The sequence below is a fragment of the Candidatus Palauibacter sp. genome, assembly GCF_965197445.1.
In the GTDB taxonomy this organism is placed as follows: Bacteria; Gemmatimonadota; Gemmatimonadetes; order Palauibacterales; family Palauibacteraceae; genus Palauibacter.
The window spans coordinates 576308-588674 of record NZ_CBDANE010000005.1 but is presented as its reverse complement, the minus strand read 5'-3'; the positions used below and the strand labels follow the sequence as shown (position 1 = coordinate 588674).

Annotated in this window: 10 protein-coding genes; 5 read left to right on the top strand and 5 right to left on the bottom strand. The window is 68.3% G+C overall.

Features of this window, described 5'->3' with window-relative positions; all coding sequences use genetic code 11:
- Window positions 1-16: 16 nt before the first annotated feature.
- Together hisN and ACN9M6_RS09790 are read left to right on the top strand one after the other, a co-directional pair.
- Window positions 17-787 carry a histidinol-phosphatase gene (gene hisN / locus ACN9M6_RS09795; protein ID WP_419162744.1) on the top strand — a complete coding sequence of 257 codons (771 nt, stop codon included), beginning with the start codon at window positions 17-19 and terminating at the stop codon, window positions 785-787.
- Window positions 788-797: 10 nt separating this feature from the next.
- Window positions 798-2051 (top strand): amidohydrolase family protein, encoded by a 1254-nt coding sequence (locus tag ACN9M6_RS09790; protein WP_419162743.1) that lies wholly within the window; start codon window positions 798-800, stop codon window positions 2049-2051.
- Here ACN9M6_RS09790 and ACN9M6_RS09785 read toward each other — a convergent pair.
- Complete coding sequence (locus tag ACN9M6_RS09785; protein WP_419162742.1) at window positions 1977-3536, bottom strand: CHAD domain-containing protein; 1560 nt, start codon at window positions 3534-3536, stop codon at window positions 1977-1979. The genes ACN9M6_RS09790 and ACN9M6_RS09785 overlap by 75 nt on opposite strands.
- 16 nt (window positions 3537-3552) lie before the next feature.
- Window positions 3553-4674 (bottom strand): aminotransferase class I/II-fold pyridoxal phosphate-dependent enzyme, encoded by a 1122-nt coding sequence (locus ACN9M6_RS09780; RefSeq protein WP_419162741.1) that lies wholly within the window; start codon window positions 4672-4674, stop codon window positions 3553-3555.
- A gap of 203 nt (window positions 4675-4877) precedes the next feature.
- Here ACN9M6_RS09780 and ACN9M6_RS09775 point away from each other — a divergent pair, with 203 nt between their 5' ends.
- On the top strand, window positions 4878-5369 hold the full coding sequence (locus ACN9M6_RS09775; protein ID WP_419162740.1) for a DinB family protein: 492 nt from the start codon (window positions 4878-4880) through the stop codon (window positions 5367-5369).
- A 102-nt stretch (window positions 5370-5471) separates the two neighbouring features.
- Window positions 5472-7031 carry an inorganic phosphate transporter gene (locus ACN9M6_RS09770; protein ID WP_419162739.1) on the top strand — a complete coding sequence of 520 codons (1560 nt, stop codon included), beginning with the start codon at window positions 5472-5474 and terminating at the stop codon, window positions 7029-7031.
- Between the two features lie 15 nt (window positions 7032-7046).
- On the opposite strand, the gene ACN9M6_RS09765 is transcribed toward ACN9M6_RS09770, so the two are convergent.
- Window positions 7047-7454, bottom strand: a complete 408-nt coding sequence (locus tag ACN9M6_RS09765; protein ID WP_419162738.1) for a DoxX family membrane protein — start codon at window positions 7452-7454, stop codon at window positions 7047-7049.
- A gap of 159 nt (window positions 7455-7613) precedes the next feature.
- Here ACN9M6_RS09765 and ACN9M6_RS09760 point away from each other — a divergent pair, with 159 nt between their 5' ends.
- Window positions 7614-9482 carry a thioredoxin family protein gene (locus ACN9M6_RS09760; RefSeq protein ID WP_419162737.1) on the top strand — a complete coding sequence of 623 codons (1869 nt, stop codon included), beginning with the start codon at window positions 7614-7616 and terminating at the stop codon, window positions 9480-9482.
- Here the strand turns inward: ACN9M6_RS09760 and ACN9M6_RS09755 are convergent.
- Together ACN9M6_RS09755 and ACN9M6_RS09750 are read right to left on the bottom strand one after the other, a co-directional pair.
- Window positions 9479-9838 carry a hypothetical protein gene (locus ACN9M6_RS09755; RefSeq protein WP_419162736.1) on the bottom strand — a complete coding sequence of 120 codons (360 nt, stop codon included), beginning with the start codon at window positions 9836-9838 and terminating at the stop codon, window positions 9479-9481. The genes ACN9M6_RS09760 and ACN9M6_RS09755 overlap by 4 nt on opposite strands.
- A 287-nt stretch (window positions 9839-10125) precedes the next feature.
- Complete coding sequence (locus ACN9M6_RS09750) at window positions 10126-12363, bottom strand: hypothetical protein (protein ID WP_419162735.1); 2238 nt, start codon at window positions 12361-12363, stop codon at window positions 10126-10128.
- Window positions 12364-12367 lie beyond the last annotated feature (4 nt).

Sequence of the window (12367 nt, the reverse complement as noted above, 5' to 3'; positions counted from 1 at the left end):
AAACCGGAGGAGAAGGTTGGATCCTGATTCGTTGAGGGGATTCGCGGGAAAACTCGCCGAGGAGTCGGGCCGCGCCATTGCAGGCATGTTCCGCCATCCCGACCTGATCGTCGAGTCCAAGAGCGACGACTCGGCCGTGACCGTCGCGGACCGCTACGCCGAGACGCTGCTCCGGGACCGGATTCTGGCCCGTTTCCCCGACCACGGAATCATCGGCGAGGAGTTCGGGACACAGGACGAGGACGCCGAGTATGTGTGGGTACTCGATCCCATCGACGGGACGATCTCCTTCGTGGCGGGCGTTCCCTTGTTCGGTACCCTCATCGGACTGTTGCACGAGGGCGAGCCGATTCTCGGGGTTGTTTACCAGCCGATCACAGAGGAACTCATGATCGGGACGGCGTCGGGCACGACCCTCAATGGCGAGCCGGTCCGGGTTCGTGAGGACCGGTCGCTGGCGGAGGCGACCCTGCTCACGACGGATCCCGGCGCGGTCGGAGAGCACAAGGACGCGGCGGCGTTCGAGGCGCTGTGGTCGCGCGTGGCGCTGTATCGGGGCTGGGGTGACTGCTACGGATACCTTATGGTCGCGTCTGGGAGGGCGGACATCATGCTCGACCCGATGATGCATCCGTGGGACATTGCGGCGCTTGTCCCGGTGGTGCGCGGGGCGGGCGGCGTGATCACGACCTGGGAGGGAGATAACCCCATCGGGGGCACCTCGACGGTCGCCGCGCCGCCGAAGCTCCATCGTGAAGTGATGGAGCTTCTGAACGGGACTCGATGACTGGAACACCATGACGGAAACGAAGGGATCCTCGACGTGGCTGGCGGTGCTGGCGCTCGGCCTCGCGGCGTGCGGCGGGCCCGGGTCGATCGTGATCGACAACGCGAACATCCTCGACGGCACGGGGGCCGCGTGGCTGAACGGCCGACTCGTCGTGGTTGACGGCGTGGTGACGTGCCTGGGCGCGGGAGCGGACTGCGCCGGTCCGGCGGGTGTGGACGTGATGGACGCCGATGGCTTCTGGGTGGTGCCCGGGCTGATCGACGTGATGGACGCGGCGGGAGAGCAGAGTGATGAGCAGGCCGCCTACCTGGCCTTCCTGCTCGGGGTCACGACGGCCGCCGTGCCGGAGGTTCCGGCCGCGCCCGATGGTGGGCCGCGACCGCCGACGGGCAGCGAAGATGCGCGCATCCCCGCTCCCCGTCCGGCCATCCCGCCCGACCCAGCGCTCCGGCCCTTCGGCGTCTTCGGCGACGCCATCGCCGCCACCATCCCGATGGCCACGAGCGGGCCGCCCTCGCGCACGCCGCGAGATCTCCGGGTCTTCGCGCGGTCTCGATGGGTTCAGGCCGACCGCGAAGCGTTGCTGGATTCCGCTCGCGCGATGGGCGCCCGGGGCCTCGCGTTCGCACCGCAGTTGCTCGAGCAGGAGCGCTGGGCCGCGCCGTACCGGCTGCCGCACGGGATGAACCGCCTGCTCGAACACCCGATGGTGACGGAGCGGATCCAGGACCGCCTTCTGCCCGGCCGGACGCCCGCGGAGGCGGAGCAACTCGATGCCGCGCTCGACGTGCTGCGGGATTTCGTGCGGGAGTTTCACGCGGCAGGCGGGTCCGTCTCTACAGCCACGGATGGTGCGCTCGCGCCCGGTCTCGCGCTGCACGAAGAGATGGACGCGCTGGTCACGGCCGGGCTGTCGCCGGAGGATGCTCTCTACGCCGCCACACGCGAGGCGGCCCGGACCCTGGGGCTCGAAAGCTCCCGGGGCACGCTGGAGCCGGGCAAGCTGGGGGACTTCCTCATCCTCGAGAGCGATCCGCGCGTCGACATCTCACTCACGCAGACGGTCTCGCGCATCGGAAAGGGGGGCGTGCTGTACGATCCGCCCACGCTGTTCGACGCCCTGCTCGACAACCCGGGGAGCCGCGTGTCGGACAACCCGCTCCGGCTCTTCGTGGGCAGCGGCGTGTTACTGCTGACGCTGCTCCTGTTCTGGCGCGGAGTGCGGCGGCACCGCCGTTCGCTGGGCCCCCGTCTGCTCTGAGGCCTGCCAGAACGGCTTCGTCTCGGCAAACTTCAGCCAGGTCTTCCGCAATCGCGGTTCCGCGGACCGTGCCCACCGGCCGGACCAGTCGCCGACGAGCGATGCTCCTGCTGCGATGTCGGGGTCGTCCCCGGCCACATCCAGCGATATCCACCGCGCGACGGCCGCATCGTTCATGCGGCCCAGATCGTCCTGCAGTTCGGACAGGCAGCGCAGGTAAGCACCCGTCGCCGGATCCGGAAACAGCGTGCGGGAATATTCACACGCATAGCGCAGCTTCTTGAGCGCGATCCGCACCCTGTGGCGCTGCGGTTCCGCGAGCCCGTCGAAGCTCCTCCCCGACTTCATCAGCGCCCGATATCTCCTCGCGAGCATCCGCGTCGCCGTCGCCGTGAGGGGTTCGTCCGCCTGCCTCACGACCAATCCACCGGACTCCGCCACGCACATCAGGTCCAGCAGGAATCGGTTGAACCTCGGATCCGCAATGAGCCGGTGAACATCTTCGTAGGCCGGCCGACGCCGATCTTCGGCACCCTTGCGAAGTCGAAGCAGCGCGAACTCCTCCACGTTCGCGTCGATCACCGGAGGCAGCGTCTCGAGGAGGAACACATCGAAGTCTCGCGCGGGGCCCAATCGCTTGAGCGCACGTCTCCCCTCGACGTTCAGTTCGGCCGCGCGGGACCCCAAGTGGTCCTTGAAGAAGAGGAGGGCCGAGCGCAGCCGCCGCAGCGAGACCCGCAGCTGGTGCACACCCTCCGCATCCGAGGCTTCGACGATGGGGGCGAGATTCCCCATGAGCTGCATTGAGGTGGCGCGCGCCACCTTGGCCAGGGCCCGGTCGACGGTGTCCGAAGCGTCGAGGTATACCTTCGTCCCCCTGACCGCCACCGGCGAGGCGCCCCGCGACAGATCCATGCCACGCTCGGCCTTCGAGCGCGTCCCGATGGACAGACATCTCTCCCCCAGGACGGATCGGACGCCGGACAGCATGTCGGTCACGGGGCCGTTCAACAGCTCGAACTCCAGCTCTTCGACCGGTTCCTGACGGTCGCCCGCCACGATCCGACCGGTATCCAGACACACCTCCACCCAGGCGTCGCCGGTCCTGGTCTCCTTCTTACTGCGTTCGATCTCGGTGAGGAACTTCGGCTCGAGCGCGGCGGGATCACTGATCCCGAGGGCGTCGCGGGGGGCGTGCCGGGGGAGGATGTCCAGGTCCACCGACGGTCCGTCCATCGGGGATGTCCACTCACCGCGTGTGAGGCCGTCGCCGCGATCCTGTTTGAGAGTCAACTCCCGGCTGCCGCTCTCTTCGCGCACTCTCAGCGCAAAGCCGCGGCGGCGGAGATGACCTTCGGGCGTGTCGTAGTAGGTGCTGAGGAGGGTCTGCCGGATCGGGGGGTCGCCGCTCAGGTTCTCGAACGCAGCCGAGAGTTCGCTCGGATCACCGACCAGCTTCAGTTCGACTTCCAGCGCGGCGGCCACGCCGACCCCCTTTCGGCTACGCTACCGGCGCGCATGCCTCCTCGAGCAGTGACGCCACCCGCCCGAGCGCTTCCTCGAGTTCCGCGGCCGGGTTGCCGAAGCCGACGCGCAGGTATTGGTCCATGCCGAAGTGGTCTCCGGGGACGACGAGAACGCTCTTCTCGGCCCGCAGCCGCTCCGCCAGCTCCGTGGAGTTGATGTCGAGGTCGTAGCGAACGTAGCAGATCGCCCCGGCGTCCGGCGCCCGGTACGAGAACATGTCTCCGCGGTCGTCCAGCCAGCCGGTGATCGCGGGGAGGTTGGCCCGGATGATCCCGCGGGTCCTCTCGAGCAGCCGGGGCCGCATCTCGCGGCTCAGCACGCGGCGCGCCATCACATCCGACAGCGTGGCCGGGGTGATTGTGGTGTAGTCCTTGTGGCCCCAGAACTCCTCGTGCCGGTGGGCCGGCGCTACGATCCAGCCGAGCCGCAGCCCCGGCAGTCCGTAGGCCTTCGAGAGGGATTGGGTCACGATCACCCTGTCGTACCGGCCCCAGAAGCTCGGGGTCTCCGGGCCCTCGACTTCCGCTCCGACGTATACCTCATCGGAGAGAATCCATGCCCCGACCGCCTCCGCCGCGGCCACGATCTCGTCCATGGCCGAGGAGGTGAGCACGGCGCCGGTCGGGTTGTTGGGGTTGGTGACGACGACGAGACGCGTCCCCGGCGTGATGGCCTCGGCGGCGCTCCCCGGCTCGGGTTGCCAACCGAGGTCTTCCTCGAGCTTCCACGAGACGACGTTCGCGCCCAGCCCGCGCGCCAGACCCGGCGTCTGGCCGTACGTCGGCTCCAGCGCCACGACCCTGTCACCGGCGGAAAGCAGGCTCCAGAGCACCACGTAGTTCGCCTCGGCCCCGCCCATCGTGGCGAGGATGTTGTCGGGATGCGCCCCCTCATAGAGCGCCACGATCGCGGACTTGAGGGCATCCGAACCGTCGCTCTGGCCGTACTCCAGGCGCACGTCGCCGGGATCCAGGCCGATCAGGTCGAGAAGTTCGGAGAGGGTGGGCGGATGCACGCCGCTCTCGGAGATGTTGTAGTCGACGCGATGCTCGAATGTCGACTGCCACCGCTCCATCGCGAAGGGTGGGACGCGCATGCCTATCTCCTCGGTCGCTTGACCTCGCTCGTCGCGGGCAGGCTTCATCTACTCTTGAACCCACGGCTACGCCACCCTGGCGGAACGAGCCGGCGGCGGTCCAATCGGTGACCACCGCGTCGCGCGGGCATCGGCCTCGGGTTACCATCGCCGCCGCAAGAGCCCCGTTGCTTTCGCCCACTTCCAGCCTGGGAGATGCCTGGATGACGCCGGACGCGTTGGTCGCGCTGCTCGACTATCACTATTGGGCTCGAGATCGTCTGCTCGATGCGGTGGAGCGAATCACGCCGGAGCAGTTCCGTGAGGATCTGGCGAACAGCTTCCCGTCCATCCGCGACACGCTGATCCACCTCGTGTCGGCCGAGTGGGCGTGGTACTCGCGCTGGAATGGTGAGTCGCCAGGGCAGCCGCTGCCCCTTGCGGGTCTGGAGACTGTGGAGGACATCCGCACCCGCTGGATGCAGGAGGAGGGACGAGTGCGGCGGTTCGTGGGTGGACTCGGCCCCGACGGCATCAAGCGGACGTTCCGTTACACGCTGCTCGACGGGTCTCCGGGAAGCTCCGTCTACGGGCAGTCCGTGCAGCACGTGGTAAACCATGCCTCGTACCACAGAGGGCAGGTTGTGACGATGCTGAGGCAGCTCGGTGCGCAGCCTCCCGAGAGTCAGGACCTGGCCGCCTTTTACCGTCGTTGAGGTAACAGTCTGGTCACGACGGTTGCCCGGCTTCGAAATCGGCCTAGGGTTTGGCCCGGACATGGCCGACGCGGGGCACGTGACCGCGACGGCTCACGGGCCGTGGCGGCACCCAATCAGGGGTTGATGCCCTTGTTCGAGACCATCGCTCTCCTTCTGATCCTCGCGCTCGCGACGTTCGACCTGTGGGTCGGGGTGGCGAACGACGCGGTGAACTTCCTGAACTCGGCATTCGGGTCCCGCGTCGCGCGGCGACGCGTCATCATGATCATCTCCACGGTGGGGATCCTGTTCGGGGCCCTCACCTCGAGTGGTCTCATGGAGGTGGCGCGGCGCGGGGTGTTCGACCCCAGCCACTTCGTCGACCCGCAGGGGGCGATTATCCTGACGTCGATCCTCGCGCTCTACCTCGGCGTGATGGCGGCGGATGTCCTTCTCCTCGACCTCTTCAACACCTTCGGGCTGCCCACGAGCACGACGGTATCGATCGTGTCCGAACTGGTGGGCGCCTCGATCGCGGTCGCCCTCTGGACCAACGGCGGAGGCATCGACGGGGCGCTGGAAGTGATCAATAGCGGGCCGGTGCTGGGGATCTATACGGCCATCGTCCTGTCGGTCGTCACCGCGTTTGTGAGCGCGGCCGTGGTGATGTTTGTGGTGCGCGTCCTGTACGGGCACGACCTGAAGTCGAGCTTTCCGCGCTGGGGCTGGCTGTGGACGGGGGTATCGTTCGCTGCGATGACCTACTTCGTGCTGTTCAAGGGACTGCAGGGCGCGGCGATCCTCGACGACGAGACGATTTCGATGCTTCGCGACCGGATCGTCCTGATTCTGGGGAGCGTGTTTGTTGTAGCGGGCGGATTGGCGATGGCGTTCCGGCAGCAACCCTCGAGGGTCATCGGGGCGATCGTGCTCACGGGGACAGGGGCGCTGTCGATCGCGTTCGCCGGCAACGACCTGGTGAACTTCATCGGCCCGTCGGTCGCAGCCTTCCAGGCAGTACTCGTCGAAGGCGTGGATCTCTCCGGCCGGGTCGGAACCCCGCCGTGGGCGCTGCTGCTGGCCGGCGCGGTCATGGTCACAGCGCTCACGAGGTCGCGGAAGGCGCGGCGTGTCACGGACACGGAGATCCGGCTCGCCGCGCAGGGCCACACGAAGCAGCGATTCAGGACGAGCGGGCTGGGCGCCGCGCTCGTCGCTCTGGGTCACGCAGGTCTGGGCGCGGCGCGGCGCCTGACGCCGGGCGGCATCCGGTCGCGGATCGAGGGCCGCACCGCCCCGCCGCCGCTCGATCCCGCGGCCCCTCCCTACGATCTGCTCCGGGCCAGCGTGAACCTGACGGTGGCCGCGCTCCTCATCTCGATCGGGACGGCCAACGGGCTGCCGCTGTCGACGACCTACATCACGTTCATGGCCGCGATGGGCGCCTCGCTGGGCGACCGCACCTGGCGCGCCGCGGATGCGGAACAGCGCGTCACGGGCATCCTGGTAGTGCTGGGAGGCTGGCTCATCACGGGGCTCATCGCGGCCGCGGGGGCGTTCGTGATGGCCTCGCTGATCGTTCTCACCGGCACGGCCGGGCTACCGATCGTCGCCGTCCTCGTCGCGGTCGGCGTGTGGCGCCTCGGGCGCATCCGGCAGCCCGAGCCGGAGCACGGCTGAACCGTCAGCCCGGGTTCAGCCTAGTCGGGCGTCCACCGTCATCTCGTCCTCATCCATCGTGCCCCAAAGGACCATGGCGCCGGCGAACACGATGATCGACGGGTAGAAGAGGACCTGGGACCCGTCGAGCATCCAACCCCACGGATCGAGGATCGACTTCCACACGGCGAGCGCCGTCACGAGCAGGACGACGAACATCACCGGGTAGGTCCGCTTCCTCCACAGCCCGATCACGACCAGCAGGCCGAGGAGTGCCTCCAGCCCGCCCAGCACGTTCTGCACGATCGCCTGGGAGCCGAGTCCGAGGTAGAAGCTCTCGGCCACGCGCTGCCCATGCTCCACGTTGAAGATCTTGTCGAGCCCCCACATCACCAGTAGCCACCCCGTGCTCACTCTCAGCAGCAACAGACCCCAACGTTTCATGTCGGCCTCCGGATTCGGTGTCGCGGGACGCTCCAGACATCCTCAAGTGTGGTCCGCGGCTGCTACACACGTCAATCGTGGCGGGTGTTTTGACGGGGGACACGGACAACTACTCTTCGTAACGAGTTGTCGTCAGTTCGAGTGGGGAGATCGAAACGAATGGACGTCGGTTTACAGGGAATAACACCGGAAGGACGAATCCGCGGGACGCACCGGGCGCGGCTGGCGCTTGCGGGGTTGTTCGCCATGGTCGCGGGACCCTTCCTTCCCATCATGGGGACGGCGCAGATCCCTCGGCAGGGGGTGCTGGATCTCGAGAAGGGTGACATCTCGGTCGCGCTCGATCGCACCGCCTACCTCGCGGGGGAATCGGCGGAACTCGCGGTACGCCTGACGATCGAGGACGGCTGGCACACGAACAGCAACCAGCCGACGTACGACAACCTGATCGCGACCGCGGTCGACATCGAGATGCCGCCGGACTGGGCGGCGGCGGACGCACTCCGATATCCGGTCGGCGAGATGAAGCGGTTCAGCTTCGCGGCCGACGCCATCTCTGTCTACGAAGGCGAGGTCTTCATCCGGGCCTCCCTTCCGACGCCGGCGGGGGCGGCGGCGGGCACCTACCCGATCCGGACGAACGTCACCTACCAGGCGTGTGACGACAAAATGTGTCTCGCCCCGGTCACGACTCCGACGACCGTGGGACTGACGGTGGCCGCCGGTGGCCAGGCGGCGAACCCGGAGTTCTTCGCGGCGGATGTCGGCGCGGCGGCGAGTGGTGCCGGGCAGGCGGCGGGCTCGGGGCGTGGCTTCCTGTGGTTCGTGCTCCTGGGGTTCGTAGGCGGGCTGATCCTGAACGCGATGCCCTGCGTGCTCCCCGTGCTGTCGCTCAAGGTGTTCGGTCTGGTGAAGAGCGCGGAGGGCGGGCGGCGCGCGGTCACGGCGGGCGGGCTCGCCACGGCGGCCGGGATCATCCTCTCCTTCCTGCTCCTGGCAGCGGCGGCGATCGCCGCGCGTTCGGCAGGCGTCGCCGTGGGCTGGGGCATCCAGTTCCAGGAACCGCTCTTCGTCGGGGCGCTCGCCGTGGTGATGCTCCTCTTCACGCTCAACATGTGGGGGCTGTTCGAGATCCCCCTCCCGGCGGCCTTGGCGAAGGTGGGCTCGACCGGACCGTCCGAAGGGCTACCGGGACACCTGGTCACGGGGTTCTTCGCCACGCTGATGGCGACGCCCTGCTCCGCTCCGTTCCTCGGCACCGCGCTCGGCTTTGCGCTCACGCAGGACTCCGGTACGACGGTGGCCATGTTCGGCGCGATCGGGACCGGCATGGCTTCGCCGTACCTGCTGCTCGCGGCTTTCCCCGCTATCGGCCGCGCACTGCCCCGACCGGGCGCGTGGATGGCGACGTTCCGTGTCGTGATGGGCTTCCTGCTCGCGGCGACGCTTGTGTGGCTGCTCTTCGTGCTGTCCGGCCTGGTGCCGGCGCCGCGCGTGGCCTTCTTCGAGGTCGGGCTTCTGGCCGTCGCGCTTGCGGTCTGGCTCGCGAGCCGCAGGGGGAGCGGGCGGCCGTTTCGCCGAGTCGCCGGGCTCGCCGCGGCGGCCCTGGCGGTGCTCGCCGTCGCGACGGTCGCGCAGGGCCGCTCCGAATCGGGGGCATCGACGCTGGGCGTCGCGCCCGAGGACCGGCTGATCGCGTGGCAGCCCTTCGATCGCGACCGGGCCGAGGAACTGTCCGCCGCAGGCACCTATGTGTTCGTCGACGTGACGGCGGACTGGTGCTTCACCTGCAAGGTCAACGAGGCGCTCTTCCTCGAGACCGAGGAGGTGGCCGGAGCGTTCGAGCAGCACGGGGTGGTTGCGATGCGGGCCGACTGGACCCGGCGTGATGAATCGATCGGGCGTTATCTGGCCGACTTCGGCCGCTACGGCATCCCCTTCTACGTGCTGTACCGGCCGGGCGGGGAACCGCACGTCTTCTCGGAGCTGATCTCGAAGTCCGCGATCCTCGACCTGCTCGGGGACTAAGTCCCCCCTTTGGCCTGCTCGGGGCGAAGCGGAGTAACCACAACCTGGTGAGCGTCGAATGCATCCAATCGGCGCAGCAACACTACGTCGCCTCGCGCGTCGAGCAACCTGTCCTCACCATCCATGCTCACCGTGAACAGCAGCCGCTCCCGGTCGATGTCCCACACTCGCCACGTTACGCTATCCTGGCCGGGAAGCCGATAATCTCTCACCCAGAGTCTCGAATCGAAGTCCGTTAGCATCGCATCGATCGGGGGCGCCACTTCGTTTGCCGGCCGGTCCGGCATAAAGGAGAGGAGTCGCTCCTCTACTTCCGACGGCGCGAACGGGAACCCGCCGTCCGACGCGGCTTCCATGAGCCACCCCCTTTGCTGCCGCCGCTGCGACGCCGCGGACTCTCGCCCCATCCGCACTTGGTCTGCGGACAGCCTAACGCCGGCCGGCATCGGAATACCGGCGACCGGCACGCCGCTCCAGTCGAGTACCGAGATGGATCCCCGGTCAGTTTCGGCGACGACGAGACGGTCTGCGGTCGCCGCCTCCAATGTCCGGTGACCAAACAACACGGGACTGTCGTGTCTCGTGTCGGAGTACCGTTCGTTGCCTTGTGTCTCCGCGACCACCCGAAGTCCGCCGTCGGCATTCACCGCCACGTACCGAGCTTGCCGCCAGTATCGACCTTTGGATTTCCGCACGAGCGCGCGTCGCCGTCTCCGTCGCGGAAGACCGTGCTGCCGTCTGGATGACGGGCTACCAGCCCCGGTTGAAGGCTGTTGAGCGGAACATCCGAGTAGCTTTGTGAGTGGCCAAAATCGCCATCGTGGCCAATCGACACGATACGACGCCTGAGGTAGTCCAAAACGGTGACACCCTCCGACGTGCGAACCGCCCGCTCTATGTGGCCGAATTCCTCCGGCCCCCCTCCCTTGCGCCCCACCACTCGATGCTCCCCGGACGCCATGTCGATGATGTAGATCTCGGTGCGGTCCACCACAACGAGACCGCCGTCCGGCGTGAAGAAGCCACCTCTGACGGACAGCAGCCGCTCGGAAAGATCCCTGTGCTCCGACGAATCGAAGACCGGGTCGGTCGAGGGACGACGCGGGGCGCGCTGCCGCGTTGGGGCAGCTGCCACGTCGAGGAGCACGATGTCGTCGCGCTTCCGGAGTTCGCGGAGGAACGGCCCCTTGTGTCCCGCTCCGTAGGTGAGGAGGAAACGGACGCCCTCCCCCCGGTGACGGTCCAGCCCGGCCTCGATGTACGCCCAGTGCGAGGCGTTGATCGCCTCCCAGCCACCGGGGCCCAGTGCCGGGTCGAACAGGCGGGCGTATGTCCGCATGCGGATGTCGTAGGCTTCGTCGTAGGCATCGGTGTGGATCCAGCGCGGGTCGTCCGCCGCGCCCGCGGCCAGCGCCTCGGCTGAAGCCTCCGCGGCCGCCCGGTATTCCGCCCATCCTTCGGCCCGATCCGGGTCCCGCGAGTAGGCGTCGAGATAGGCGGCGCGGAAATCCGACATCGGCTCCGTCCACCCCGCCGTGGGGATGACCTCGAACTCCAGTTCGCGGGAGAGGGGGAAGAGTCCCTCCATGTACTCGGGGAAGCGGCGGACCCGGGGCTCCGCGACCGTCCCGGTGGCTTCGAACTCGGCCCACGCCCGGTCCCAGCGGTTGGGCGGAATCTCCGTCAGCCAGTAGTCCGGATCGATCTCCCGAACCAGGTCTCTCACGACTTCCAGACTGAACATCTCGCTGGTCTCGTGGCCCGAGTGGATCATCCCGAGCACGACGACCTCGTTCAGCGTCGTGTCCGCCTCGGAGGGAGCGGGCGACTCCGGCGCTGCCGCGGCCGGGGCCAGTTCAACCAGCGTACCCGAGATCTCGTTCGCCACGAACACGCGCTCGCCGTCCGGGTGTGCGCGCAGGACGATGGGCTGCTCGCCGACCTCCAGTCGCTGCACGACGGCGCGGGATTCGAGGTCGACGACGGAGACGGTGTTCCCGCCCGCGTTGTTGACCAGCGCATGGCGACCGTCTCCGGGCACCACGACCGAGAACGGCCGGGGGCCGATGCCCTCCGAGACGCGGCCCGTGATCGCGAAGGACGCGGTGTTGATGAAGGCCACTTCGTCGGATCCGCCGCAGGCCACGACGTACGTGACCTGGTCGGGCGTGAGCGCGCCCCCCGGCGGCCCCGGACACGCCTCGACCGTGGCGTCCGTTTCCCGGTTCAGGAGGTCGATGACGGAGACCGAGCCCGCATCAAGGTTGGGCACGAAGGCGTAGGACCCGTCCCACATCACGTCCGCCGGATAGGGGCGATCGCCGGTGGCATGGAACACCCGCGGCACCCCCTCGCGAGTGTCCACCGTCCACAGCCGGTCGGAGAACTCGGTCGTGATCCAGGTCTCTCCGCGCACGGTCCCGGGCGTGAACAGCGACGGACCCGCCCCGACGCCCCACACGGCGCCGGGGACGAGCCGGCCCTCTTCGTCGAGCCGGATGAGCGTCGAATCCCGGAACTGGCTCACGAGCCAGCCGCCCTCGACGCGGACGAGGTCGAGCGGCGTGTCTCCAGCCTCCCAGCGCGCCACCACGGCGGACTCGGAGAGGTCCACGACCGCGATCCGGCCTTCGCCGCTCAGCGCTACCCAGGCGGTGTCCCCATCCGGACTGAACCGGATGCCGTGCGGGGCCGCCCCCACCTCGATCGTGGCGCCGATGCGGTAGGGAGCGTCGGCCCCGCCGGCCTCGCCCGGCGATTCGCTGCAGGCGGCAACCCCCATCGCCAGCGCGGCCATTGCCTGCCCCAGCGCGAGGACCGCGACACGTGAGCCGGTGTTGGCGGTCCGGGGGCGGCGACCGCGCGGGCGGGGCGTCTCCATGCGG

What these genes read in the sequence shown, in the direction of transcription:
- ACN9M6_RS09790 (WP_419162743.1), top strand. Translation starts at nt 798, where the DNA reads ATGACGGAAACGAAGGGATCCTCGACGTGGCTGGCGGTGCTGGCGCTC.
- ACN9M6_RS09780 (WP_419162741.1), bottom strand. Translation starts at nt 4,674, where the DNA reads ATGCGCGTCCCACCCTTCGCGATGGAGCGGTGGCAGTCGACATTCGAG.
- ACN9M6_RS09775 (WP_419162740.1), top strand. Translation starts at nt 4,878, where the DNA reads ATGACGCCGGACGCGTTGGTCGCGCTGCTCGACTATCACTATTGGGCT.
- ACN9M6_RS09765 (WP_419162738.1), bottom strand. Translation starts at nt 7,454, where the DNA reads ATGAAACGTTGGGGTCTGTTGCTGCTGAGAGTGAGCACGGGGTGGCTA.
- ACN9M6_RS09760 (WP_419162737.1), top strand. Translation starts at nt 7,614, where the DNA reads ATGGACGTCGGTTTACAGGGAATAACACCGGAAGGACGAATCCGCGGG.
- ACN9M6_RS09755 (WP_419162736.1), bottom strand. Translation starts at nt 9,838, where the DNA reads ATGGAAGCCGCGTCGGACGGCGGGTTCCCGTTCGCGCCGTCGGAAGTA.
- ACN9M6_RS09750 (WP_419162735.1), bottom strand. Translation starts at nt 12,363, where the DNA reads ATGGAGACGCCCCGCCCGCGCGGTCGCCGCCCCCGGACCGCCAACACC.